We start from the raw sequence: 26,527 nt of genomic DNA, 5'->3' as shown, positions 1-26,527 counted from the left end.
CCCCGCCGCCCACCACAGCTGACCCGACGTCAAGTCACGACTGAAAATGTCCCGGTGACGTGAGCAGGCGCCATATCGCCGCCCGCTCGCGTCACGGGGACATTTCCAGTTGGTTCGGCCGAGACGAGGGCCTTCTGGCTACGCGCTGCCGGTGTCCGCCAGGGAAATCGGTGCCGCACCGACGTCGGTGATCTGATATTTCTCGGCGGCGGCCGCGGCGACCGTACGTTCGATGTGGCCGTCGCGCGCCAGCGCCAGCAGAGTCGCCACCACTATCGACTCGGCGTCGACGTTGAAGAAGCGACGGGCGGCAGGGCGAGTATCGGAGAATCCGAAGCCGTCCGTTCCCAACGTGAGGTAGGTGCCCGGCACATATGCGCGAATCTGTTCGGGTACGCCGCGCATATAGTCGCTGACCGCGACAAACGGGCCGGCGACGTCGGCGAGCGCTTCGGTGAGATAGGGCTGTGTGACGGTGGCACTGGGCTCGCGCAATTCCTCCCGGTCAGCGCGCAGGCCATCGCGGGCGAGTTCACTCCACGAAGTCACCGAGTACACCGATGCCCCGACATTCCATTCCTCGGCCAGTAACTGCTGAGCGCGCAGCGCGTCAGGCATGGTCACGCCCGACACCAGAATGTTCGCGGGGTACTGCTTACTCGAATCAGCGTCCGCGAATCGGTAGATGCCCTTGAGGAGACCCGCGACGTCGAGATTCTCCGGCCGGGCCGGCTGCGTAAACGGTTCGTTGTAGACGGTGATGTAGAAGTAGACATTCTCTGGCGAGTCGCCGTACATCCTGCGCAGGCCATCGTCGACGATGTGGGCCAGCTCGTAAGCGAAGGCCGGGTCGTATGCCACGACGCCCGGATTGGTCGCGGCCAGCAATGGTGAATGGCCGTCGGCGTGCTGTAAGCCCTCGCCGGTGAGTGTGGTGCGACCGGCAGTCGCACCGATCACGAAGCCGCGAGCCATCTGATCGGCGGCGGCCCAGAGGCTGTCGCCGGTGCGCTGAAACCCGAACATCGAGTAGAAGATGTAGAGCGGGATCATCGGCTCTTGCTGAGTCGCATACGACGTCCCGACCGCGGTAAAGGACGCGGCAGAGCCGGCCTCATTGATGCCCTCGTGCAGGATGTGTCCGATGGAGCTCTCCTTGTAGGCGAGCATCAACTGGGCGTCGACCGAAGTGTAGAGCTGGCCGTTGCGGTTGTAGATCTTGAGCGACGGGAACCACGAGTCCATCCCGAAGGTTCGTGCCTCGTCGGGAATGATCGGGACGATGCGATCGCCGATCTCCGGATCACGCAAGAGGTCCTTGAATATGCGGACCAACGCCATTGTCGTGGCGACCTGCTGTTTACCAGATCCCTTCGCCGCGACCTTGAGCGCACTGGAGGTGTCCGGATGCAGCGATTTGGGTTTCGGCGCACGATTGGGCAGGAATCCGCCCAGCGCCTTGCGTCGGGCCAGCGCATATTCGATCTCGGGCGCGTCGGCGCCCGGGTGGTAGTACGGCGGCAGGTAGGGATTGTCTTCGAGTTGTGCGTCGGTGATCGGTATCCGGTTGGTGTCGCGGAACGCCTTGAGGTCGTCGAGGGTCAGTTTCTTCATCTGATGGGTCGCGTTGCGGCCTTCGAAATGCGTTCCCAGGGTGTATCCCTTGATGGTCTTCGCGAGGATGACCGTCGGTTGCCCCTTATGTGACATCGCCGCAGCGTAGGCGGCATAGATCTTGCGGTAATCATGACCGCCGCGCTTCAGATTCCAGATCTGCGGATCGGTGAGGTCTTTCACCAGTTCCTTGGTTCGCGGATCCCGGCCGAAGAAGTGTTCGCGGACGAACGCGCCGTCGTTGGCCTTGTAGGTCTGGTAGTCACCGTCGGGGGTGGAGTTCATCAGGTTGACCAGTGCGCCGTCGCGGTCGGCGTGGAGCAGCGAGTCCCACTCGCGTCCCCACACGACCTTGATGACGTTCCAGCCCGCTCCGCGGAAGAAGGATTCGAGCTCCTGAATGATTTTGCCGTTGCCGCGTACTGGTCCGTCGAGGCGTTGCAGGTTGCAGTTGACCACGAAGGTCAGATTGTCGAGTCCTTCGGTCGCCGCGACGTGCAGTAGGCCGCGTGATTCGGGCTCGTCCATCTCGCCGTCGCCGAGGAACGCCCAAGTGTGCTGATCAGAGGTGTCGCGAATGCCGCGGTCGTGCAGATAGTGATTGAACCGCGCCTGATAGATGGCATTCATCGGGCCGAGGCCCATCGATACCGTTGGGAACTGCCAGAACTCGGGCATCAGGCGGGGATGTGGGTACGACGGCAGGCCGCCGCCCAGGCCGGCGTGACTGTGTTCCTGCCGGAAGCCGTCCATGCGGTGCTCGTCGATCCGACCTTCGAGGTAGGCGCGGGCATATATACCCGGCGACGCGTGCCCCTGAATGAAGATCTGATCGCCGCCGCTCGGATGATCTTGACCACGGAAGAAGTGGTTGAAACCGACCTCGTATAGGGACGCCGACGATGCGTAGGTCGAAATGTGTCCGCCGACGCCGACGCCGGGGCGTTGTGCGCGGTGAACCATGATGGCGGCGTTCCAGCGGATGAACGCACGGAAACGACGTTCGGTGTCCTCGTCTCCGGGGAACCATGGCTCGTTCTCGGTGGGGATGGTATTGACGTAATCGGTCGACATCAGCGACGGGATCGACACATGCTGTTCGCCGGCTCGTTCTAGCAGTCGCAGCATCAGATAGCGCGCACGTGCCGGCCCGGCCGATTCGATCAGCCCGTCCAGCGACGACAACCATTCGGAGGTTTCGGCCGGATCGATATCAGGCAAATATGACGCGACACCTTCGCGGATGACGCGTACTCGCTTGGCGGCTGGTGTGGTTGCTGGATCGGTCGGCTGGTCGCCCACGATGGATCTCACTGTTCTGTTGAATCGAAGCCGACCGCATTGTGGTGGGACGGCAGGTGGATCGACACGAACCAGTACGGGTGATCTGGCGCGTGCTTACTAGCTATGGTGCCGCAAGTCACCGACATCCTGTGCGTCGTGTGGCGAATCTTTCGTCACTGACACGTGGGAGTTAAGGTGGCTGGCACACTACCTGCAATGGGAGTCGTACACGAGGGGACCTCCATACCCATGACTGACCCGCACTACGGGCAGCCGCCCGCCGGATCACCGTATCCCGGCACCGGATATCCCGCCGCGCAATCGCCTATGCCACAGGGGTACTCACCCCATCCCGGATACCCGCACCCTCAGGGATATGCCCAGCCATACTCGCCGCAGCAGTTCGGCACTGTGCCGCCGCCCGGAATATTCCAGGCGAAATTCCGCAAGCACACCGGATTGATCATCTTCGCGCAGTGGAGCGACACGCCTGTCACCGGAACATATGACGACGTCCGCAAAGCCTTCTGGAATGCCCAGACGCACTGCCTGACATTGGGTTGGTGGGGCATAATTTCGGCGTTGATCTACAACTGGATAGCCATTTTCGGCAATATTTCCGAATTGAATCGGGTCAAGGCGTTGGCTCGACAACACGGCTTGGCGGGTTGATGAAGTCAATCCGTGTGATACTCGCGACGATGCTCAGCGTAGGTGCGGTGACGTCGGTCGTTGGGTGTCAGACGGTCGACGGCACTGCGTCGGCGCCGTCGAATCAGGTTTCGGCCTACCGGGCCGAGCAGAGTTCGATCGCTGCGGTGCGCTCGCGTGCGCAGGCTATCGCCCTGTGCGAGCAAGCGATCCCGTCGATGGCTTCGATGGTGCGTGAGTACAACGCATTCATCAAGGCGCTCAACAAAACTCAGAGTTATGCGAAGGTGCGTGGACTCGATACCAAGGCGCGCGAACAGCTCGCGTTGGGCGCCAATGAGATTCGACCGAAGGTTACCGACGACCTGCCCGCAGACCTAGCCGACTCCGTTCGTGAATTCCTGTCCGCGGGTGCGTCACTGAACAATCTCATCGGTGCCAAGCAGAGTGCGCAGCTCAATTCCGTAGCGGCGGTGTGGACGCGTGAACGGCAGGCCACTATCGACTTGTGTGCCCGCTATATTCCAGCGGCGTCGACCACCCCCAGATCCACTCCAAGGAAGGTGCCGACGTCGTCGAAAACTGCGCCATCGACGTCGATCAGTCGGCCGAGTACATCGGTTCCGGCGGCGCCGAGTTGAGATATTTCGCCCGCGACTACTCGTAGTGGCGGTGAAGGCTCTAGGCTGTTCGGGTAACCGAAGTTGCGCGATGCCGCGCAACCAGACACGACCGGCAGTCAGCCGGCACAGATCTAGGAGGTCGCACGCGGTGGTATCCGCCACAGAGGGTAGTGGTGCCCAGAAGCTAGGATTCACGTCCGGTTTGGTGGTGCAAGAACTCGGCTGGGACGAAGACACCGACGACGACCTGCGGGCCGACATCGAGGAAGTCATCGGCTCGGAAATGCTCGACGAAGATGCCGACGACGTAATTGATGTCGTTGTGCTGTGGTGGCGAGAGGACGACGGTGACCTCGTCGATGCGCTGATGGATGCGATCACGCCCCTCGCCGACGACGGCTACGTCTGGGTCATATCGCCGAAGACCGGGAGCGATGGCTACGTCGACCCGAGCGAGATCGCCGAAGCCGCACCGACCGCCGGTCTCACGCAGACGTCAGTTGCCAGTCTCGGACAATGGTCGGCCGCCCGTCTGGTGCAGCCGAAATCGCGAGGCAAACGCGCATGACGTCCGCGCCAACCGCCGACCTCGTGTCGGTCGGATCTCGTGCGCCCGGCTTCGCGCTTCGCGACCAGAACAATCAACTCATCGAACTCGACGCGCTCCGCGATGGCCGTCGGGTGGTGCTGGTCTTCTTCCCGCTCGCGTTCACCGGCAACTGTGAAGGCGAGTTGGGGATGATCCGGGATCGGCTGCCCGAGTTCGACACCCAGTCGCATGTCACCGTTGCCGTATCGGTCGGTCCGCCGCCGACACACAAGGTGTGGTCGGTCGCCCAGGCCTTCCTTTTCCCGATCTTGTCGGATTTCTGGCCGCATGGTGAGATCGCTCGGCAATATGGAGTGTTTGATGAGCATCGCGGGTATTCGCTGCGCGGCACCTTCGTCGTCGACAGCGATGGCACGGTGCTGTACGCGCATGCCTCCGAACCCGGTGCGCCACGCGATGATTCGGTGTGGGACGACGCGTTGAGGGTAGCGGCGAGTTGACTCGCGGGCTTAGCTCAGCGCCAGCCACGCAGCGAGACCGAGGCCGCTGATCCCAACGCCGATGCGCAGTGCAGTCGGCGGTATTGCCGCGACGATCGGCGGTCCGCACCAGCCGCCCGCCAAGGCTCCGGCGCCTAGTGCCAGCGCGGCGGTCCAATGGACCGGGCCGAAAAAGCCGAATCCGATCGCGGCGACCAGGTTGCTGACACCAAGTAGAAAACTCTTGAGAATCGCTACGTCCCACATGGATTCGGCGGTGAACACGAGTAGGAGCGACATGAAAATGACGCCCGCACCCGCGCCAAAGTAGCCGCCGTAGATGGAAATCACGAACACCGAGACGGGGATGACGTGTGGCAGGTCGGCATCGCCGATATGTCGCCGCACGATCGGCTGGGCAAGTAGCGCGACTGACGCCATGCCAACGAGGTAGGGGACGACATCCTCGAATGCTCCCTCAGGAGACATCAACAGGAGTAGTGCGCCGATGATGCCGCCGCCCGCGGCGCAGGCCGCCCAGATTGCGAGCGTGTACCCACGCTGAAACAGCTTCCCGCTGGCTTTTGCTGTCGCCCCGACACCGACTGCGACCAGTGACACCGTATTGGTGACGTTCGCGGCCACCGGCGAGAGTCCGACGGCGAGCAGCGCCGGGTACGAAATGATGGAGGCGAGACCGGAGACATATCCCACCACGCCGGTCGCGAAACCCGCGACGACGAGGAAGGTGAGGTCAAGGGCGGTCACCCCGGTAGGTTACGGGGTGGGGGTTGGTGGTTCTGAGGTGCGTCATCGAGTGCGCTCTGATGGTGCGCGCCGAGTCCCGTCGTGGACAGACCTAGAATCCGTGGCGTGTGGCTAAGCATTCATCCGGAAGGAGTCTCCTGGGGACTCGAAGCGGCTGCTGTTCGCGGAACTTGTGTGCCCCCTCTTAGGCAATTCGCTCACTGGGCGGGTATCACTGTGATCCTGGAGCCCGCGACCTGTGATTTCAATGCGATCTCCGCGAATGACCTGTGTCGCCTCGGCACCCGCGGGTTTGCAGTATCTGATTCTCGACGGGGCGTCGCAGCACCCGGCTGGGCCTACCGCGACGTCGATAATCAGGCGTCGTATAGCCGAGTGGCCGGCCCGATCTATTTGGTGAGTGGACCGCTATTCGCGGTTGGTTCGACATTCCTGGGGCTGGATGCAGATCCGCGCGTCGCTGGGTCGGCGCAAGGAACGTTGGCCGGCCCAGGCGTTGGGAGTGGAGGGTGGAACGTCTTAGATCTACCAGGCGGCGAGTTGGTAGCCTCTGCGGCCATAGTCGTCGCTGTGGAATCATCTGCTGATGACCGCAGATCACACGACCAGCTCGAATGATCTCGCGGCGGCGTTTGCTGTGCTCTCCGATTTCCTCAGCGGAAACGGCCTCACCACACAGCTCGCGCAGGTGGAGTCCGCTCTGGTCGAGGCGACCGCGACTGAAGCCCGCGCGGTCGCGGAGCAGCACGGGCTGTCAGTAGACCTGCTGGCGGCGGCGCTGGCCGTGCGGTCGAAGGTCGGACGGCTTAACGACGTTATCCATGCGTCGACTATCTCGCTGGTTCTGCCGCAGATTCTCGAACCTTGCGAGCGGGTGACCAACCGTCCGTCACTCGGCGCGGGTAACGACAAGAGCAGGCCGTTCGATCTTGAAACTGATCGCCGAATCGCGGAGTTCAAGGTCGCCCAATGGAAGGGCGCAGACACGATGCGCAAGCGCGGCGTGTTTGCCGACCTGGTGCATCTCGCCTTGGATGAATCCGGCCGCAGGGCGCAACTCTACGTCGTCGGGGACCGGCCGACGCACTTCCTGCGCACCTCGGCCTCGAAGGCGTCATGGACTCTGGGGCGATCGTCACCGCATACCCGAGCGCGGTTCGGCGAGCGGTTCGACCCAGACGGCACGCTGTCTGTCGCGGAGTTCACCGCCGGGCCTGCCGCGCACATCGAGTTGGTCGACCTTCGCAGGTTGGTACCGGGCCTGGAATGAGAGCTCACTTTTGCTGAACGTCCGGAGGTGGTGCACGAGTGCGGCGGTGGCGCTGAGCCATTCGAGCCTCAATGCCCGGTAGACCTTGTCCAGCAAGGTCAAGCTCTACCGCGTCATGAGTCGACCGGATTATATCTTCACTGACCTGGTGCGCGCAAAGGGATTTGAACCCCTGACCGCTGGTGTGTAAGAACGCCAACGGCCGTGTCAGTACGTATCGCTGAGTCTAGTATGTACAGGTCAGGACGTTTCGTGGTCCAGGCCGTGACAGTCAGAACCGGCCAGTTTGTGCGCGTCTTGGCACACTCTTGGCACACTGGCCGGGGTGTCGCTACCTGTACGGTAGCTACCGTGGCACGGTTTCGGTGAAGGCACGTAGCCCGCAGGTTTTGCCGGTGAAGACGATCACCCGATGACGGGCTCCAGCACCTTCGTCGCGATCAACGCCTCAAGGTGACTGTGGAGTTCTTCGGGGAGATTGCCCCCTTTGACGAGCACGCCGAGTTCCATGTTGCGCTCCATCGCAGCGGAGGTGAGGTTCGCGCTGGTGATGAACGAGATCTGGCCGTCAGCGACAGCGCATTTTGCGTGAACCGCACCTGGATACTGGCCACCGGCGCCCTTGTCGTGCGCTGACCACGCGAAGAGCCGCGCCGAAGGGACGGCCTTTCGCATCGCCGCAGCCGAGTCGTGGTCGACCTTGCCGCCGTGCGCGGACGACGACTCCAGTAGGACGTCGATCTGAACGCCCCGCGCCACCGCATCAGCGAGCGCCCCACTGATCGACTTTACCTGGTAGGCGACGAAGCTGACGATGAAGAGACGTCGTTGCGCAGCGTTGATGACCTCCATCAGCACCTGTTCGGTGTGCCGGATGGGTACCTGTCTCGAAGCCGGTCCTGTCCACGTCAGCTCTACTGAACCGCGGCGCTCCTGCTCGATGGCCGTAGCTGATGCTCCGCGCAGGGCGGTGGCAACATCCCTGGGCGTCATCAAGTCCGTGTCGTGCCATGCCTGGCCGAACCTGGCAATCAGATGCTTATCTGCGTTAGGGCCGAAGGACGGGCGAACAAGCGCGAACTGTTCGACCGACCCGAGGCCCTCAATATTCGACGCGACCACCCGAACACGATCAGGATGGAGCTCAAGCCCCAACTCCGCGATGACGGCGAGCAAATCGTCCATGTCAGGCACCACGCTCGCGGAACAGAGACGCCTCGCTGTCCTTGAGAGTTGCGATCACAAGTGCTCGGTCCAGATAGCGGTTGCCGCGCTCACAAGAGGTCTCGGAGACGAACGTGCACGAGTGGCAGGCGGCGGCATGCAGCGAACGATCCTTGCTCGGATCATGCTCGGCGCACAGAGGGTCGGACGAGCAGATCGAAGCGCGTTCAAGCGCTTGGTCGAGCAGCCGGCCGAGGAAGTCCGGTTTGCCGAGGTCGATCAAGCCGCCGAGAGTACCGTCCGAGTCAGCAGCAGCGGTGTAGAGGAGGATGCCTGCCATTGGCGCGTGGGGGTCGGAACTCGCGTAGACCCGTTCTCTGATGCTGGCAGCGTTGTATCCACACTCAAGCGCCAGCTCACGAATAAGGAGGTGGGCGATCGTGTGAAGCATCGTGTATCGACTCGGAGGGAACCCAGAATCCGGCTTCAGGTGGCGCGCGTTGCGCCAGCCCTGATGTCCTGCAAACAGCGTCTTGTCGCGATCAGCGACGTGGGCGCCGTTCTCCCACGACTGGATGACCGACTCGTTGAACTCGATGAAGATGCCTTCGCCGTGAACTTCATTGGCGGGGACCCATTCGGTCGTGCCCCGGGTGAGGTCAGCCATCGGGGGACGTTCGTCAGGATCGCTGGTCTCCTCGGGCGCTTCGACTCTGGTGTATCCGACAAGGGCGTTCACCTCGCGGAGTCGTTCGAGTAGAAGCACGCGCTTGACCTCGCGCTCATACCCGGTCGGAGCTGCCACGCTTGTGCTCATGAAGTGTGGCCAGTCGTTCGGCGGGTTCCGCGAGGTCAGCACCTCCCACTCGGGCCCCTTGATGTCGCCTTCTGAGACGACCTCGATCGCCTTGCCTGAACTCCGGTGTTGGATTGCTTGCCAAATACTCGGGATGTCCCACTTGTCGATACCTGGCAAAGCGCTGGTGCGGACAAGAGTCTTCACGATGCCTTTGAGCTCGGCCTCGTCTTCGACATCGGCAAAGTGCTCCCATCCGTCGAGAACCAACTGGCTGAGCTGGTTCCTCTCCAGCGGGATCGCCAGAACTGAGAGGGTGACGGGGAACCAGCTGTTGGTGGCACCCAGCAGGATCGTGCGCGGCTCTTGCGTGCAATCTTCGTACGAGTCGAGATGCGGATGGCGTCCTCGGCACCCAGGCAGGTTGTCGGCAGCGTCCTTGCCGAAGGCGTGAACGAGCGAGCGCGCGTTGCCACAGGTGTCGCACTTCACCCACAGGTTCTCGGTCTGGAGGGATGCCCCGCGCTCGAAGAACCGGAACGTGCCCTTGCAGTCCATTCCGCCGTGAATGAACCAGTTCCAGGGGAAGTCGTCGAGGTGACCGTTGCGACAGGCGAGGAGGAAGCGGGCCGGTACGGCGTCGGCGTGCTTTCCCTTGTCGCAGTTCGTGTGTAGGAAGTGTGTTCGTTCGGGACGGTAGGGGAAGCTCTTGATATCGAAGAGTCCAGAGTCGTACTCAGCGAGAAGTCCGCACTTGATGCAGCGCAGCCATCGTGGGAACGGGCTGACCGGCACTCCGACGCGACCCTCTGCTGAGAAGGGGTCGGGGCGGTCCTCCTTGAGGAACGGCGGGATGCGCAGCCGTTGCACCTGAGGGCCAAGGACGCGCTTGACCTCGGCCAGAAGCCGAGCTTCTTCGACGGGAGGGCAACGGTTCGGGTCCCACTTGTTCAGCCCCATCGTCACGACCGACAGGTTCGGCAGATCGACAATCGAGCCCGGCCCGTACGCCCAGAGCAGCTGGCTCGGACGCACCTGCCCGACGACGTAGTTGTTCGTGCTCATTGGGCATCTCCGTCCGTCGGCTGCGGACGTGGCTTCCAGTGCGGAGCGTCAGCAGTCCGTCTGGCAGCATCCATGACGAGTTGCACACCGGGCTCGACCTCGCGCATCGACATAGGCACGGTGAACTCATCCCAAGCTTGGGCGCCGGGCTTCTTCAGCAACGCGACTACGTCTCCTTGGCCCCGCTCTGTCTCGTATCCGAGCCGCCGTCCTCCCATCGCTGATTCTTTCGCCCAACGGTCGGTGCGGTCTCGCGCCATGCCTACGACAAGGTCTCGCGCAGCCTTGTCTTTCGCCTTCCAGGCCCGTTCGGAGACGGCCTTGATCGCCTGGGTCGCTTCTGGGCCGGCAGTCTTATCCATAGCCTGGGCGCCGAGATTCGGGTTCAGGCCGTCATTGTTCAGGCGCATCAGGCTGACCATCGTTCCGGTGAGGGCCCGGTCGAGCGCTCGCGGCGCGAACGGTGTCACTGACTGCGCTTCGACGTGCTTGTAGAACGTTGAGTGGTAGTGCTCGAAGGTCTCGTAGTGCGAAAGGTCGCGTGGTCTGCTCCACGTCAGCACGGTGACCACGAGGCCCGGGAAAGCGCGACCGACACGGCTCGTTGCTTGGATGTACTCGGCCGTGTTCTTCGGCTGTCCGTTTACTACCATGAGACCAAGGCGGTTCACGTCTACACCGACCGACAGCATGTTCGTCGCTAGAACAACGTCGTACGCTCTCGCCTCCCCTGTCTCCCACTTCTCCTTGAATGGGAGTTCCAGGCGGTCAAGCTTCTGGGGAATCTCCTTGTTCGTGACACGCGAAGTAAGTTCATCGACCTGGTTCACCGAGCGCTGCGTCAAGCCCGGGCGGCTCACGTCACTCATTTCCACTCGATACGCACGAGTCTGCACGTCGTCCTCGGCGAGTCGCCTCATGCCGCCAAGTTCGCGCAGCGAGTTGAAGTAGCCAACGAGCGTCATATAGGGGTCCGCAGCGGCGCCGAAGTCCTGGAAGAGTGTTTTCGCCGCAGTGAGCAGCGCGACGTATACCCGGATAAGCACCGCAGGTCGAGAGCTACCAGGCGAACAGATGCCGAGATAGAGCCTTCCTGGCCTGTCTTCGGTAGAACGTTGGACAGAGAAGAAGTTGTCCTCGACATCTAGGCCGTGCGGCGGGAAGATCGCCACCTGACGGAGGAATACGTTGTTCACCTGTTCCTCGGCCTTGCGGACGGTTGCGGTAGAAGCGATGACCTTCGGTCTGACCCTCTTGTCGCCCAGCATCCATGTGGAGAGTTCGTCGACGGCCGTCTCATAGACGCCGACCATCGTCCCGAGTGGCCCGCTGATGAGGTGGAACTCGTCTTGGATGATGAGGTCCGGTGGTCGAAGCGGAGAGATGGCCTTCACTCGCGTGGCAGGCTTGCCTCGTTCGGCCTTGTGATTGCCCTGGCACAGGCTACCGGGCCACAGGAGGCCATGCCGGGGGCACTCCAGAGCGGCTGCGCCGAACAGTGTCCGAGTCTCGCCGCGCCATGCCATCATGGCGAACTTGTCCACGGTCGCGATGAGCATCGTGGGAGGACGGCGATAGATTTCTTCGTCCACGACAACCACTGGCAGACCCAGCTCCGGGTACTGGGCCTTGGAGAACTCGCACCGTCCATACTTGTCGCTGCAATAGATGAACGTTCGGGCTGAGCCGGGGTACTTCTCGACGGTGATGTCACGACCAGGATTGATTGCAGAGCCGCACCAGGGGCAACTCGTCAACTGGGCAGGCGTTGATCCAGTGTCGCGCCTGTTGTCTCGCTCCTTCTCGATGGCGTCGTGGCTGTCCTCTGTGCGGTTCGGTGTGACGCTCCCGCCCACCCAAAGCCCGAGAGCGAACGGCTCAGTTCCCCAGACGTCCGGGGCTTGCTTCCGGAGCAACTCCATAGCGCAGATCAGCGTCGAGGCACGTTGAAACTGCTGCAAGGTGAGCAAGCGAAGCGTGTACCGCATGATGACGGCGAGGCCTCGGCCGGCGTCTACGCCGCCTAGCGCGCCTTGGAGCCGACGTATCGACATCGCGAAAGCTGCCACGCCGAGGTACGCCTCCGTCTTCCCGCCACCGGTCGGAAACCAAAGCAGGTCGGCATAGGCAGCCAACGGCTCGGTCCGGTCTGAATGCGACGGGTCGGCCAGAGCCGGGACGGACAGTAGCAGAAAGGCAAGCTGGAATGGATGCCAGGTGCGGTTTGCAGGGGTGTTCAGTTCGTCCACCGTCACGGCTTCGCCCTGTCGGCGCTTGCGCGCGTAGATGCTCCGCACACGCTGCTGGGCCATCGCACGGTTGGCAAACCGGAACGCAGACATCGCGTCCTTGTTGCTGCGGAGCGTTGAGATGCCCTCTTTGAGCCGCGCGAGAACCAGATCGCAACGTCCCAGCGCCTCAGCAGCCTGGGCGTCGTAGCCCTCGACCGTAACCCCGATCACGGCGCGGTTCTCCTTGATCCAGTCCTCGTAGTCGCCCGTGAGAACAGTCAGGGCCGCGAGCAACTCCTCGTCGGTGAGCTCCGCTGGGTCGGCCAACTTCTCCATGTCAAGCAGCCCTTGTGTACGCAGGGCGCGGAGCGCAGCGCGGTCGGCCGGGTCAGCCCCCGGTGCCTCTGTTATCTGGATTTCCTCGTCGGGGATGACGGCGGTTCGTATCTCAGTAGCCAACTCGGGATTCGCGGGATCGGCGGCCGCGTGCACCGAGATGCCGTGCCCGGTCGCAAACTCAACGCGCCTGCGATAGATCATCTCCAAGGACAGACGTTCCTCATCGTGCTGTTCCACCTGGAGCAGCGGACGGCGACGGAAGATCGAGCTCCCCGCGGCATCACGGACGACGATCTCCGGCTGAAACACCCACGCTTGATCGCGGTTCTGCCGAGGCTCAGTCTGCCCGTTGACCAAGAACAGAGTGACCAGACGATCGCCTTGCCCAAGCGGCTGGCTCACGCTCCCTTGGAGCCGAACCTCCGGCAGCGCATCATCCACCGTCGTCGGCGTCAACGAGCCTTCGGAGAGAACCACCGTGATCGTTCCGCCCGCAGGCAGACGTTTCCAGCAACGCTTGCCCGTGTCCTCGGTCTTAGCTCGAACGTAACGTCCCCACGAGACAGCGACCTCGACGGCCGGTTGGTCGTCCGCGACGCAGAACGTGAGGCCCATCGACGACGGCACGAGCGATTGACTCTCCGAAGGGTTGACTTCCGGCTCATCCTGCTCCTCAGCAGGACTCGTTGCTGGTACAGCATCTCGGCTGATGTGGGCCTCGTTGCCGTACGCCCGCAGGTCATGGGGGGTATCGCCGTCAGGTACGTCCTCTTCGGCGAGCTCCGTCGTAGTCGGCGCGTCGTGCGATGGGTCGAGCGGGGCCAGCTTTCCAACAAGGTAGCGATCTCGGACGCTCATTCCCACAATCTCTTCGTGCGGGCCATTGGCAGGGCCAAGTAGGTCATCTACAACAGCGAAGCGGAGCAGGTCACGGACGTACGCCTGCTCAGCCTTCGACGTGCCTGCCAGCCTTGGCAGAGCGTCGAAGCTTTCGCCGGTCAGCCTGACAACTGCACCATCAAAGACATCCCACTCGACGCGAGCCGCGGCTGTCGATGAACCCCCGGTGAGACTCAAATCATCAAGCGGGGCGGGTTCGTCAGCACGAGCGAGAGCGTCGAGATAGAGAGTGACTTCACCTGCCGCTTTTCTCAGGCGATAGACGCGGCCGACTGCTACAGCCAGCCCATCGGAATGGATGAGGAGCCCATCGCCCTTCATCGCGTCAAAGTCGGCAACACCAACCTCAAGGGTCAGAGCGAACCCTTCAGCTAGCTCAGACCCGCCATTAACAATCCATGCATTCGCCATTGACTCCTCCTTACTCGCTCGCTGACGTACGGTTGCTCGCATCGTTTTCTGCCTGGTCGCTGAAGTTCGCCTTAAATGCGGCCGACACTTCTTCCGGGTTCAAGCCGTAGAGGCGCGCCAGCGCGTCTTCATCCAGTTTCGCTTCAGCATCACGCGTCTTGGTGAGCCCTGCCGGAATCGGGAAAGCTGAGATCTGCGGTGACCCGAAGCGCAAGTATCCGCCCGACAAGGCAAGTCCCGCATACAGTCCCAGGTATATCAATGCTGCGACGCGTGAGTTCAGTACTTGTCCCAAGAGACCTAGCGGAATACCTTCGCTGTCGGGTTGCAGCACAATAACGGTCGATTTACCGGCGCAGTACCGGCCATGCTCATCAAGGAACGCCGTGGGACGCTTCGACATCCCGGAAATGATCAGTTTCGGCGACGTTGTCTGGAGCCTTCTCTTAGGCGGCAAGCCATCTAGCGCGACCGAGGCAAATTCATACCTCGCCTTGAGATAGCGAACCGGTGACTCAGCCCAGGTTGTCCCGAAGGGACGAACGTTCCCACTGACGACAAACTGCGCGTGGCTCGGCGGGACTAGTCCGTCCGGATTGGACTGCACAAACGGCGCTATCTCGTAGGCTTCGGACACTGTTGCGGACGCAGACACGTCAAAGTGTCGCCCGAGGTCAACGCTTGAGGCCAGGGCCGAGCTAAGAAGTTCAGCAAAATCAGTGAGCAGAAACGACCACAGGTGCCGCGGCGCAGTCCGCAGGGATGATTGCGAAGCCGCGGACCGAATCGCTCCTTTGGCATCAAGAACTGTGCAGTCGCGGTCCGCGAATGGTGTGCTGGTAACTAGAGCAACCGGGTAGACGCTCGCTGAGAAGGCGCCGGTGGTCGAGAAATCCACAAGCGAACGCACCGTAGACGTTGAGACGATCTGACGCCGAAGCGCCTCTGCATACTCGGCGCTGAGCACCTTGTTCGGAATCAGGAGGCCAACTGTCGCTTGCTCTCCAGCGATCGCCATAGCACGCTCATAGAAGAGAACAAACGCATCGTAACTGCCAACCGCCGTAACGAAGTGACCTGAGTAGTACTTCTTGAGCGCGAAGGGCGACGCGCCGAGATACATTTCCACAGCGTTGATGTACGGCGGATTGCCAACTACTGTGTCAAACCCATTCTTGCCGCCATCGAACACCTCTGGGAACTCTAGGAACCAGTGAAAGGTGTTCGTGGCGGGCAATACGGCGCGGACAACCGAACTAATCTCACGGGCAACTTCTTCATTGCCGTCGAGCAGGTCCATCGCGGACGTGCTTAGACGACCCAGGGCTGCGCTGAGTTGGCGCTTCTTCCCTTCGCTACGGATGGTCTCAGCCAAAACTGCATCTGCCAGTAGGGAAATCTGCGCGGTGCGAGCGCGGGACATGCGATCAAGCGTGGCCATGTTTTCGACGTCTGCAACGTCGCGGATATTCGTGGCCCTCAACTGACGGCGAACTGTGAGTGCCTCCGCCATAGACTGTTCGACAACCTGAGTAAAGACAGTTGGCTGTGGCTGCTCGGCCGCGATTGGAGTCATTGAGAATGCGGCCAACTGGCTCGGGGTCTGCATTCCGAGAAGACTGTTCCCCGGGCGGAGATTGTGATCGAGAAAGCCGAAGGGCATACCCTGAGCGAGAGTGACGAGCCAAATCGAGAGCTTCGAGAGCTCCACGGCGAGTGGGTTAACATCCACGCCGTAAAGGCAACGCTCCGCAATCAGGCGCCGAGCTGCGATGATTCGCTCATTCGTGTTCCGGGACAAGGGCTCACGTGCGGCAAGCTCATCGACTACCTCGGCGTTCGCTGTGATACTGAAGCCATCAGCCTCAGCCAACGACCAGGATTCAACAAGAAGATTGGCTAAGTATCGACAGGCCTGGACGAGGAACGCTCCTGACCCCATCGCTGGGTCGCAGACTTTGACTTCCAGCAGTTCAGAAGGAGACTTGAGTACCCAGTCATGGCGCGGGATGCCTTCGCCTGCGCCGATGTAGACGACCGGTTCAAGAGAAACGCGCACGATTTGCTCCGTGAGCCACCGTGGCGTGTAGTGTGTTCCACTTTCCTGCCGATCGGTTCCAGCTGCGACCATGAAAGACTGCGCTCGGTAGATGATTGCCTCTCCCCAAGCATCCGTCCTGATGAGGTGGGCAAATGGTCGAACACGATCTGCGAGCAGCCGGTCACCGTTGGCAGATATGAGGATATCGGCACGCAATGCATCCGATACAGGCTTCATCAAGTCGTTTCGAACTGAGGATGCCGTCCTCCCCGTGATCTCTACGAGACGGACGACCAGAGCCTCAACGCCGTCAAGGCGCAATGATTCCAGTGAGGCCAAGTCGCTCGTTGGGAAGCGGTTCTTTGCGGAGCCTCTGAGCCCAAGAGTGATCTCCGGAACGCGAACAACGGTGTGCTCCAACAATCCCTCGTATACGTGCCCGATCTGCTCAACATCTAGCGCCCGGTAGGAGAGAGCGAGCGCACCTCGGGTGTGCTCCAAGACCTGCAACGAGTTGAGTAGCAAGAGCACCGTGCGGTTATCGATTGGCAGCGGTTTGGCAGGAGTGTCAAACCAAGAGGTGCTGAGGGCTCGACCTTCGAGGAAGGGGTACCGGTCAGGGTTGAAGAGCGAGCCGCCCATAGCGGGTAGTCGCAAGTCCTCATGGTTGATCCCCGCGTAGACGGCCCGCGAGGCCGACAGAACTCGCGCCCAAGCGTCGTATCTTCGCTCCAGGACCTCCTCACCGTCCTGGTCAGCTTCTTCGGCGAGTTGTCCTCGGAGGGTTGAGATGGCGAGGTTCTGGTCGTAAACAGGGTCACCGAGTAGGAACAAGCCACGTTCCTCGGCACACAAGATGAACACGAGGCGCATCATGACGGTGAGGGATGCCTCGTAAAGCAGAGCGGGCGGCACATCGTGCAAGAGTTCCCGGTTGCGATCCTCATCCGCCTTATCGAGGGCTTGGATCAGAACCTCAGTGGCACGGCGGACCTGTTCGCCCAGCGTGTCGGTGACTTCCTCTTGGTGTTTCAGTGACTCATCAAGGAGTGCTTCGAGGGTCTCGGCGGTCGGGCCGAAGTAGCGGCGCACTCCGAGGAGAGACTGGAAGGCCTTGAGCGTGGCTGGTTCCTGAAACCAGTAGCGCGAGTGCCACGTCGTCTGCCCGGAAGGTGAGTCGGTCGGTGCATTGACGAGCACCCAGGACTCCCCGTTGGTGACGATGCCGACGCGCACACCGTGTGCACGGCACAGGAGTGTCATGCGTTCAATTTCGTTGGCGATCCAGCCATCTGCGTTGGCGGCCGAATCGAGGGGCGCTCCAGGCCGGACGACCGAGATGAACGAGCGCGGTTGGATTGAGCCGGGTGCATGGATGATCCACGACGGAGTGAATCTTGATGCGGCATCAGGCGACGCGACCGACGGGAGCTCACCGACCCATGCCGTACCAGGAGTCGCAGACTCCAAGTCGAACTCAAGAAGCTCAGTGAGAACGAGGTTCACCCAGGCTTCGTGTAGTTGAGGCAGTAGTTCGTCGCCTTCATCAACGGCATCGCGCCACTCGTAGTAGGCGGCGCGAAGTAGTTGTCGTTTCGGCGTTTCAACCGAGTCGAGACCTTGGGGGAAGGCTTGTTCGAGAACTGGAAGTGCGAGAAAGGGGCCGCTTGCCTCGACGAGCGAGAGCCATTCAACTTGTTGCGATCGTATAGCCATGTACTCATCCCCCCGTTGTCATGGACTCGGGGACGAGGAAGATGACGGCTGCTGGGAACGTCCGCGCCACAGGATCGGCGTACTGGCGCATGATCGCGGCTTCTTCCGCGCGCCGCTCCTCTGGGATGCGGGCGAGACGCGCTTCGAGCGCCGCAATGTCCCTGGTTACCTGATTCATCTCCTGCGGAGAGAGTCCCGGTAGGTACAGCTCGCTGCCTTCCTCATCGGACCTCAGTTCCTTGGTGATCGCTCGTTCGAGCTCGCTGAGAACCGCATCAAGGTCTGCAACGTCGTGGCTCATGCGGTCGGTCAGGGTCTTGTCCAAGCTGTCGAGGCGCTCCTTCGACCTGGCCTCGACAGCCGCCATGATCGCCCGTTCATTGTTCTCAAAGCGTCGCTTGAGAACAGCGAAGAGCGCGTCGCTCGGCGCGATCGGTGCGGCGGCTCGAAGGAGTTCCTCGCGCCTTCCCACCTGATGGATGCGGGAGAAGCGATCGTGGCCAAGTTCCCCACCGGAGAGGGGCAGTTCTTCATGGAGCCTGCGGTGGTCGCCTCCAGTGACAACCAGCCGAGACCAGAGCAGCACCACTGGTTGGCTCATCAGACTGTCAGGCACGGAGCGAACGGTCACACGGTGGAGCTTCTTGGTGTCTTCTACCTTCCAGATTTCTTCACGCAGGAGCCGTAGACACATCTGGACGAGCCGGTGTCCGATGTGCGCCAACACTACGTCGTCATTGCCCTTCGCTACGGCGTGGTCGAAGGTGATGGGGCGTCGTTCTCTGGTGTGCGGGTGCTCAAGCCCGTGCGTCGCCTTACCCCAGGAACCGGCGAGTTCTGGGACGGTGAAGATGGTCGCGCCGGAGCCAGTCGACAGGTGCCTTGGGATCAGTGCTGGCTTTTCCGCAAGGTCAAGGGCAACCTCGACAGCTCGGGCGACGTTCGTGGGAGACATATGAAACTCGTCCTGCGCTTGCAGGAGCGTATTGTGCAGTCGCTGAATCCGCTCGCGCAGTTGCCGTTCCGCACTAACGAATCGGCGAGCGCGAGCGGCGTGGGCTTCTGCGGAGCTCGTGTCGAATCCGGTGCGTCGTCCGAGCATGATCTCTTCGATCTGGCGGGCGATTACGGGGCCGACGCTGCCGAGGTCTTCGCGGATGGTTTCGACCTTGCTGGCGGCTCGCATCAGGTACTCGTGGTCGCCGACGACCTCGCCTGGCGTCAATGCCCTGCCGTCGTGTGTGCGACCGACAGGGTGCCAGATGAACACGGCCTCCTGCTTCTGGCCGTGCCGGTCGATGCGGCCGTTGCGCTGTTCCATGACGTTGGGATTCCAAGGAACCTCGACGTGGATGAGGTAGTTGCAGTAGTTCTGGAGGTCGATCCCTTCAGATGCAGCGTCGGTGGCCAGCAGGATGCGGACGGCCGACACTGCCGGGTCGGCTTGGAATGCTGCCTTGACGATCTCGCGTTCGTCGGGCGCAACGTCACCGTGGAGGAATGTGAGCCGGTCGCCGCCGTAACCGTGACTCGCCAGAATCTGTTGGAGCCAGGTGTGCGTCGCTCGGTACTCCGTGAACAGGATGACGCGCTTGTCGTTCCACTCGCCATCGTCATTCTTGAGGTGTGATGCGATCCAGTCGAGGATGGCCGTGGCCTTGGAGTCGGCCTTGTTGCGTGACTTCTCGGCCCATGCGGTAAGACGATCCAGCATGTCCCGCTGTTCCGGGGAGAGCGGTGCCGCAAGTTCGGTCGCCAACTCCACCGCCTCTTGTTGCGCATCTTCCAAGGCTGAGTCGTCGGCCTGGTCTTCCTCAGTTCGCAAAATGGCCTTGCGCAGAACCCGGTCGTCCATCGGGCTGCTCTTCGAGGATCGCGGGCCTCGGCTCAAGGTCTCTCGGTGGCGGGCGAGAGTTGTCGCAAAGGCCGAGGGCGAGGAGAAGAGGCGCTTCTTGAGGAGTTTGTGGGCGAAGTCGGTACCGTAGGCGTACTTACTCCCGCTGACGCTCTTCGAGCGGTCGAGAATAAAACGTTGGAGCAGGGCGTGGGCTTCTCGCTCCTCATCAGTATACGCGACTGCGAGAGGAACGAGCTTCCGCGCAGGGAACACCGAGTTACCGTCGGCGTCGGTGATGTCGCTCTTGAGGCGACGCACCATTACCCGATGCAGTTGCTGCTCGTCGGGCAGGATAGAGCGTGCGAAGCGTTGGTCATCAAGCAGTTCGAGAAGCGACGTGAACGACGCTTGATAGCCATTGTGTGGCGTCGCAGTCAGGAAGAGTCGATGAGTGAAGTGCGGGGCGAGCGTCCGAATCAACCTGGTCCGCTGGCTTTCCAACGCGTACCGAGTCGCAGCGGCGGGTGCAACGTTGTGCGCCTCGTCCACGATCAAGATGTCGAACTTGCGTGGGTAGAACGCCTGCGGAGGTAGGACATCCTTGAGGAGCCGTAGGCCTTCGCCGCTCTTTGCCCAGTCCATCGACGTGATGAGGCGTGGGAACGATGTCCATGGGTTCGCTTGGACGCCTCTGCTCCGACGCAGTTGCTTCACGTAGTCGGTATCAACAATTCGGAACTCCAGCCCGAACTTCTCCTGCATCTCGGTCTGCCACTTGGCCTGGAGACTCGCAGGGCAAACAATGAGCACCGTCCGCGCTCGATGCCGGACAAGGAGTTCCTGCACGACCAGGCCGGCTTCGATGGTCTTGCCCAGGCCCACGTCGTCAGCGATGAGGAGGTTCACCCTGGCCATGTCGATCGCCCTCACCAAGGGGTCGAGCTGGTAGTCCTCGATTGAGATGCCGCTTCGGAACGGCGCCTGAAGAAATGAGCGGTTGGCGTTTGTTGCGGCACCCCAACGCACTGCGTCGAGAAACGCCTCCAGCCGATCATCGGAGTCCCAACCTGATATCGCAGGAAGCCCGGCCTTGTCCAACACCCGCGCGCCCGGCTCCAGCTCCCAGATCACCTGAAGCTCTTCCCCCAGAGCATCCTCATCTAGCGACGCAAGAGTGACGAGATGCTGCGACTGCGCGCCTGGCAGCGAGCTACCGCTTGGCGCCTCGGCAACAACCCACTGCCGGCGTCGCACTTCAACGAGTTGGCCAGGCTCGGGGACTGTCTGGTTCGGGATAGGCGTCGTGAAGGTGCTCGTCATCGTCACGCGAGCTGCCCTTCAGCACGAAGGCTGAGCAGCGTCTCGCGATGCTCCTTGACGTGTGCCTTGATGCTCTTCCCAATCAGTTCACCTAGAGCGACTGGCACAGCGTTACCGATTAGTCTGCCGATGGTCTTCATATGGACTGGAGCGTCCGGCGCGACGAACTGATAGCTCGGCGGGAAGCTCTGAAGGATGGCACCTTCGCGTAGCGAGATCGCGCGGTCTTGGCTCGGATGACCGAAGCGGCCGTTGCCGAAGCCGTAGAACTGGGTCGTCATGGTCGGGGCAGCATCGTCCCACGTCATACGGCCATAGACGCCGGGGTAAGTCTTCCCGGACTCCTTCCTGTGGCACTCCGCAACCAACTCCTCGGGCCAGTCACGCCAGGTACCTCCGGGTTTGGATGCCTTGACTCGGCGCAGGTTCAGTGAGGAGAGCCCCGAACACTGATGTAGCCGGTCCTTCGGGTCGGCTGCCCCGGCTGCGAGCGCAGGAACCTTGCCTTCCCCGATCACGTCACGAACACTTCTCGGCTTCGCTTTGAACTGCTCTGGGGTGAGGAGGCTGATGGGGCCGATGCGTGACGCCAGCAGCACAAGGCGATTCCGGTGCTGGGGTACTCCGTAGTCCTGGCAGTTGACGAGCTGCTTGGAAACCTTGTAGCCGCTCTCCTCAAGCGATGCAACGAACTCGTCGAAGACGGCGTGATTTAGCAGACCAGGCACGTTTTCCATCGTGACGAGTTCAGGGAGCATCTCCTTGGCGAGGCGTGAGAAGTGCCTCAGCAGCCACCAGCGGTCGTCTTCGGTTGACGACTTCTGGTTGTACGAGGAGAAGGTCTGACACGGCGCGCAGCCGGCCAGAAGTCGTACGCTCCCGGGGAGGAAGAACGAAGTAAGGTCTCCGGGCTCAAGGTCGCCGACTGACTTCAGCAGGAACTTCGCCTTGTTGTTGGCCGTGTAGGGGTACTCGCACGCCGGGTCGACATCCACGCCGACCCTGACGTTGACTCCGGCCTTGGCCAGACCATGAGTCAGTCCGCCCGCTCCGCTGAACAGGTCGACCGCGCTGATGCTGAGACGTTGTGAGGTCATTCATCCCTGCTCTCGGTGTCTGTGTGGCTCTCGCGCGCCTCGTTGGCGGCAGCGCCGCCAGCCTCGACCCAGGCGTCAACCTGCCCACGCTTGAACTTCCACTTCCGACCCATCTTGTGCGCGGGCATCTCGGAGCGGTCGATCCAGCGGTACACAGTGTCGCTGCTAACACCGAGGTGCTGACAAATCTCGTCGACGGAGAGCCAACGGTCGTCCGGCTCAGCCATAAGTTGCCTTCCCGGATGAGTCCACTGGGGGCAGGCTCATGCCAGCATGTGGGGTCGTCTCAGTTTTAACATGATCGCCTCAGGCTAGCAGTTCTATTGCCGATTTAACCCGCATCTAACCGAATTCGACCGCAAATGACCGCTTATCCCGTGCGCCTGGGCCGGCCGCGAGGGTCTTGTTGATTCGCGCGACAGCAACGGTGGGCGTGACCGCGCGCAGTGGCTCGATTTGGAGTGAGTGTGGCCTGTCGTTCGGGTCAGGTACTTAACGCTCGCGTGGAGGTGGGGTGGTGCGGCCCGTTCGCGTGACTGTGCCGCAGATGCGGGTATGGATACACAGACGCAGCCGCTGGTCGCGCTCCAATGCGTGGCGTTCGTTGTGGCCTTGTTCCGGCGATCACTACGGCTATGCGCGGCTCGTCGTGGATGCAGGGTCGGGTGATGCGCTCGACCCACGATGCGCCGTGTCTGTTCTTTGGGCGGCGACCGCGGCGCGGGCGCCAACCGCCGGGTGCGTGTCAAACAACTTGTGCTGTCTGATCGCTTCGTCGCGCCTGCGCATGCAGTTCCTGAGTGTGTCGGCTGCCAGTCCTCGGTTGGCGCGGTCATAGTTTGCCGCGTCAATGAGCTGCGCGCTGGAGCCTCGGCGATGCTGTCGGCAATTATTTCATGCAACTCGTTCTCGCCAGTGGCGCGGGTCACGTCGATATAAGGTGCCGCCCCGCTCATAGCGTCGGCGGGGATCGCGTGCGACCTCGGCGAGCAGTCTGGCTGCGTGGACCGCGCATCGTCGGAAATGTCGGCAGTTGCGTAAAGTATTGCTCCGATCTTGGTAACTGTTATCAAAAGACTAGGTTTTGAGGGGCGGAGCCTCGGCGCGTTTTTCAAACGAAACCTCACCGGCGGAGGTGCCGGGCGGGGCGAACGCCCGTGATTGCGACCCCTACCCACCCTCACCACGCCTCCGACGGCGTCCCGAGGGTCGGGACCACCGGCTTGGTCCCGCGGCTCCGGTTGCACGCGCTGTGCGCCGGGCGGAAGTTGCCGACATCGCGCATGAGTTCGGGGTGTGTGCTGCGTGGGTGGAAGTGATCCAGCTCGAAACTGTCGGGGTCGGTCCCGTCGTCCAGGTCGTAGGAGATGGCACGGCCGCAGAGATGGCACGGCGCGTTGAGTTCCTCGCAACGGGCACGGAAACGGGCTCGGTGTTTTCGATATTGGCGCTCACCGGTGCTGGTGTTCGGTGTGCCGAGTCGTTTGGTCATCGGCGGTTCCTCCGCCGTCGGTTAATACTCGGTTTGAATCGGCTCCGGTCGCCACGTTTCAGCCGCGGGGTCACACCGGTCCCGTGGCGGCGGATCTGGCTCGGGAGCGTGGCGCTGAGCCGGGCGGCGCTGGGCAAACGGGTTGGCCATGCCCGCCGCCGTCGGTCCAGCCGGACGCGAGTTGATCGACATTCCATTGATCCATTGCCAACACCGGCCACGGACGGGGAGGGAGATGCAGGTGTCCTGCACCGCGGCCCACCGTGCAGATTCGTCGTCGTAACCGAGATCCACAGCCGGACGGTCCGGGTCGAATAAACTCGGCGTTGTCGTGCATCGTGCCCCGCGCAGATCGGCTGACGCGCGCAGAATTGCGGCGGCCAGAGCTACCGGACCGTCGCGGGGCGGCGAGGACGCGGGCGTCCGCAGATCGTCGGGCGCGTGCGGGTGCGGGTGCGGGTGCGCTCATGCTAACTCGTCATCCTGCTCACCGAGCGCAAGGATTATGTCAGGGACACCAGACCCCGCCGATGCCGCTTCCCGTGCGACCGAGAACGGAAGTAAGGCCCGCTGTTGCTGTTGCTCGGCCGCGTCGATGAGAGCGCCGGTGAGGAACTCCGCCGATGCCTCAGCGTCGGCCCGGTCGGTGTAGGTGCCGTCCAGTCTCACGGTGACATCCCAGCCACCCGATGCCGTTTGGACTACCCGGATTGGATGTTGTCGGGCGGCCTCCTTCACCAAAGCCTCCAGCATTATGGTCAGAATTGGATTGCTCATTGTTGGCCTCCAAAGCCCTTGTTTTTGTTGTTTGTTCTCGGGTCGATCCGCTTGTCCGGGGCTAAAGACCCCGGACCGGACCCTCAAGCGGACCTATCGACCTGGGTCCGCTAGGGGTCCGCTCGGGAAACAGGCCTTGGCCTGGGGAAACTGACTTGAGCGGACTCACCGGACCCCGTGCGGACCCCACAAGCGGACCCCTATGACTCAAGTCACAACGGACCCCACCGGCCCCCCGCAGCGGACCCCTGTCAGGATTAGGCATCGAAACCCTCCTCAAGCACATGACGGCGGTAGTAGTTCTCGGCCTCGGCGCAGAATCCGAACTCGTTTTCCACCAGGCGGGCGTCCAGCTCCCACCGTTGAGTCCCGGCGGCCTGGATGACGTAGTTTTCCTTGGTGGCCTGGCCCCAGGTCTCACCCCAGCGGCGTTTTTCGTTTGGCCCGAGGTTGAGCGGCGAGTCCTTGACCAAGGCCCGGATCTCGGCCGCGGTCCACCCGTTGGCGGTGTCGCGCATGTGGACGTACATGTTCCAGGGAGCTTGACCTTGTTGGTGGCCTTGGCCGTTGGCATGGCGGCCGGGGCCTCGGGGACAACCTCGGCGGCGAAAGGGTCCACCCGCGGGATCACCAGCGATGAGCCGAGCGGAGTGTCCACCACTTCCAGGCCGAGTTTGATCCCCGGACCGCCGGAGGCCTCATCTTTAGATCGGTCAATGTAGAACTCCACCGTCCGGCGGGTCTTGTTCGGGGACTCCATCATGTAGAGCGCGTCCGAGGCCTCGCGCAGCGCTGAGGAGCCGCGCTCGGTGCCGCCGTCCTTGGTCGTGTGGTGAACCACCACGACGCCCGCGCCGGTTTCGTCCTTGATTCGGGAGAGGACCTGGACCAGTTGGCCCATATCCTCGGCTGAGTTTTCGTTCATCCCAGGGGAATAGCGCGCCAGGGTGTCCACGATGACCAAGTCGGGCTTGCGTCGGATGATGGAGTTCACCAGGCCCTCGGTCTCGGGATCTCCCGGACGGTGCAAACCCGCCGGTCGCGGGAATACCTGAATAGGGGCCTTGGCTCCCTTGTTGTGGGCGATCTCCCACGCCCGGAGTCGCTTGGGGAAACCGGCGTCACCCTCACCCGCCAGATAGACCACGGTCCCGCGCGTGGCCCCGTGGTTCTGCCAGGACCCGCCGGTGGCGATGGTGGCGGCCCAGTCCAGGGCCACAAAGGTCTTGAAACTCCCCGGCGCGCCGGCCAGCACCACCAGCGACTTACGGAACAGGAGCGTGCCAAGGAGTGGCTCCAGACCGGGGATGTTGTCCAGGTCATCGCGCTCCAGCCAGAGGGCCTCAATGCGCTCGGCAACCTCGGCCGACTTGGCCTCATTCTTGGCCTGCTCATAGGCCTCGGCCGCGCGTTTGTTCGTCGCGTACTTCCGCACAGCGGTGGCGAACTCGTGCGAGTTGCCGCCGGTATCGTGGACCAGCCTGACGGCCTTCTCCAGCCGCGTGGCCATGAGATCGACCGCGATGTCGGTGCCGTTTACTCGGCTCATTGCACAGCGCCGCCGTGCCGCCCGCCGGTACCCACCTGGGGTATCCTGAAGGTGTCGAGTGTTGACGTGTTCGACGGGTTGATGAGACGGTCTCCGGCGTTCGGGTCGCCGGGGACCGTTTCTGTTTGCGTTGGCATGTTCGTGCCTCCTGATTCTCGTAAAGTGTTGGCCCAGTGGCCTTGACGGTGTTCGCGGTCGGGTTGGGTCGTCGCGAAACGTCACAGGAATCCGACGGCACGCCGTCCAGGTTGCGGACGGTGGAGCGCCTGGGCTTGGCTCTCGGTCGCGTCAAGTGGCGCAGCGGCCAACTCGTTGAATCGGCTCGGGGTATCGGCGAGGCCGAGCATTTCGCGGAGCCGGACCGAGGGAACCCGGACCCGACGCGGCCCGAGCCTGATGGCCGGCATGGACCCATCCCGGACCATGGCGTAGGCGTGGGCACGCGATATGCCAAAGAGGCGGCCAGCCTGTTCGACGGAAACGGTTGGACGACTGAGGAGTTCGTCCATGTCCTGAGGGTTGTACGTGTTGTTTGCCATGAGTCGAGACTGTC

Annotated in this window: 18 protein-coding genes and 1 pseudogene; 5 read left to right on the top strand and 14 right to left on the bottom strand. The window is 62.2% G+C overall.

Going from position 1 to position 26,527, the window contains the following annotated elements:
• Positions 1 to 138 precede the first annotated feature (138 nt).
• Positions 139 to 2,928 carry a pyruvate dehydrogenase (acetyl-transferring), homodimeric type gene (gene aceE / locus AAFP29_RS19255; RefSeq protein ID WP_419219017.1) on the bottom strand — a complete coding sequence of 930 codons (2,790 nt, stop codon included), beginning with the start codon at positions 2,926 to 2,928 and terminating at the stop codon, positions 139 to 141.
• A gap of 219 nt (positions 2,929 to 3,147) precedes the next feature.
• On the opposite strand from aceE, the gene AAFP29_RS19250 reads away from it, so the two are divergent.
• From AAFP29_RS19250 to AAFP29_RS19235, 4 genes are all read left to right on the top strand, one after another.
• Complete coding sequence (locus tag AAFP29_RS19250) at positions 3,148 to 3,570, top strand: hypothetical protein (protein WP_419219016.1); 423 nt, start codon at positions 3,148 to 3,150, stop codon at positions 3,568 to 3,570.
• On the top strand, positions 3,570 to 4,190 hold the full coding sequence (locus AAFP29_RS19245) for a hypothetical protein (protein ID WP_419219015.1): 621 nt from the start codon (positions 3,570 to 3,572) through the stop codon (positions 4,188 to 4,190). Before AAFP29_RS19250 ends, AAFP29_RS19245 begins: the two co-directional genes overlap by 1 nt.
• A gap of 130 nt (positions 4,191 to 4,320) precedes the next feature.
• Positions 4,321 to 4,740, top strand: coding sequence for a DUF3052 domain-containing protein (locus AAFP29_RS19240; RefSeq protein ID WP_419219014.1), 420 nt, complete (start codon positions 4,321 to 4,323; stop codon positions 4,738 to 4,740).
• Positions 4,737 to 5,222: a peroxiredoxin gene (locus AAFP29_RS19235; protein WP_419219013.1), complete on the top strand. Its 486-nt coding sequence runs from the start codon at positions 4,737 to 4,739 to the stop codon at positions 5,220 to 5,222. Before AAFP29_RS19240 ends, AAFP29_RS19235 begins: the two co-directional genes overlap by 4 nt.
• Positions 5,223 to 5,231: 9 nt before the next feature.
• Here the strand turns inward: AAFP29_RS19235 and AAFP29_RS19230 are convergent, their stop codons facing one another.
• A complete protein-coding gene (locus tag AAFP29_RS19230) occupies positions 5,232 to 5,969 on the bottom strand; it encodes a sulfite exporter TauE/SafE family protein (protein ID WP_419219012.1) in 738 nt (245 codons plus the stop codon).
• Positions 5,970 to 6,555: 586 nt separating this feature from the next.
• Here AAFP29_RS19230 and AAFP29_RS19225 point away from each other — a divergent pair.
• Positions 6,556 to 7,239, top strand: a complete 684-nt coding sequence (locus AAFP29_RS19225) for a hypothetical protein (protein WP_419219011.1) — start codon at positions 6,556 to 6,558, stop codon at positions 7,237 to 7,239.
• 405 nt (positions 7,240 to 7,644) lie between these two features.
• On the opposite strand, the gene drmC is transcribed toward AAFP29_RS19225, so the two are convergent.
• From drmC to AAFP29_RS19165, 12 genes and pseudogenes are all read right to left on the bottom strand, one after another.
• On the bottom strand, positions 7,645 to 8,424 hold the full coding sequence (gene drmC / locus AAFP29_RS19220) for a DISARM system phospholipase D-like protein DrmC (protein ID WP_419219010.1): 780 nt from the start codon (positions 8,422 to 8,424) through the stop codon (positions 7,645 to 7,647).
• A gap of 1 nt (position 8,425) precedes the next feature.
• On the bottom strand, positions 8,426 to 10,264 hold the full coding sequence (drmB, locus tag AAFP29_RS19215; protein ID WP_419219009.1) for a DrmB family protein: 1,839 nt from the start codon (positions 10,262 to 10,264) through the stop codon (positions 8,426 to 8,428).
• On the bottom strand, positions 10,261 to 14,145 hold the full coding sequence (gene drmA / locus AAFP29_RS19210) for a DISARM system helicase DrmA (RefSeq protein WP_419219008.1): 3,885 nt from the start codon (positions 14,143 to 14,145) through the stop codon (positions 10,261 to 10,263). The genes drmB and drmA overlap by 4 nt, the downstream gene beginning before the upstream one ends.
• 10 nt (positions 14,146 to 14,155) lie before the next feature.
• Positions 14,156 to 17,386, bottom strand: coding sequence for an Eco57I restriction-modification methylase domain-containing protein (locus AAFP29_RS19205; protein ID WP_419219007.1), 3,231 nt, complete (start codon positions 17,384 to 17,386; stop codon positions 14,156 to 14,158).
• A gap of 520 nt (positions 17,387 to 17,906) precedes the next feature.
• Positions 17,907 to 21,059, bottom strand: a complete 3,153-nt coding sequence (gene drmD / locus AAFP29_RS19200) for a DISARM system SNF2-like helicase DrmD (RefSeq protein WP_419219408.1) — start codon at positions 21,057 to 21,059, stop codon at positions 17,907 to 17,909.
• A 2-nt stretch (positions 21,060 to 21,061) separates the two neighbouring features.
• Positions 21,062 to 22,156: a DNA cytosine methyltransferase gene (locus AAFP29_RS19195; RefSeq protein WP_419219006.1), complete on the bottom strand. Its 1,095-nt coding sequence runs from the start codon at positions 22,154 to 22,156 to the stop codon at positions 21,062 to 21,064.
• Positions 22,153 to 22,383 (bottom strand): helix-turn-helix domain-containing protein, encoded by a 231-nt coding sequence (locus tag AAFP29_RS19190; protein WP_419219005.1) that lies wholly within the window; start codon positions 22,381 to 22,383, stop codon positions 22,153 to 22,155. The genes AAFP29_RS19195 and AAFP29_RS19190 overlap by 4 nt, the downstream gene beginning before the upstream one ends.
• 953 nt (positions 22,384 to 23,336) lie before the next feature.
• Positions 23,337 to 23,648 carry an HNH endonuclease gene (locus AAFP29_RS19185; RefSeq protein ID WP_419219004.1) on the bottom strand — a complete coding sequence of 104 codons (312 nt, stop codon included), beginning with the start codon at positions 23,646 to 23,648 and terminating at the stop codon, positions 23,337 to 23,339.
• A 465-nt stretch (positions 23,649 to 24,113) separates the two neighbouring features.
• Positions 24,114 to 24,425: a hypothetical protein gene (locus tag AAFP29_RS19180; RefSeq protein ID WP_419219003.1), complete on the bottom strand. Its 312-nt coding sequence runs from the start codon at positions 24,423 to 24,425 to the stop codon at positions 24,114 to 24,116.
• A 257-nt stretch (positions 24,426 to 24,682) separates the two neighbouring features.
• Positions 24,683 to 24,943: a hypothetical protein gene (locus tag AAFP29_RS19175; RefSeq protein WP_419219425.1), complete on the bottom strand. Its 261-nt coding sequence runs from the start codon at positions 24,941 to 24,943 to the stop codon at positions 24,683 to 24,685.
• Between the two features lie 308 nt (positions 24,944 to 25,251).
• A pseudogene (locus tag AAFP29_RS19170) lies at positions 25,252 to 25,935 on the bottom strand (AAA family ATPase); the annotation flags it as partial.
• Between the two features lie 257 nt (positions 25,936 to 26,192).
• The gene (locus AAFP29_RS19165; RefSeq protein ID WP_419219002.1) at positions 26,193 to 26,513 is read right to left on the bottom strand and encodes a helix-turn-helix transcriptional regulator; all 321 of its coding nucleotides are present in this window, start codon (positions 26,511 to 26,513) and stop codon (positions 26,193 to 26,195) included.
• Between the last annotated feature and the right edge of the window lie 14 nt (positions 26,514 to 26,527).

It is taken from the genome of Gordonia sp. CPCC 205333 (assembly GCF_048537885.1).
GTDB lineage: Bacteria > Actinomycetota > Actinomycetes > Mycobacteriales > Mycobacteriaceae > Gordonia.
The sequence above is the reverse complement of the archived record's forward strand: the minus strand, read 5'-3'. Positions and strand labels throughout refer to the sequence as shown.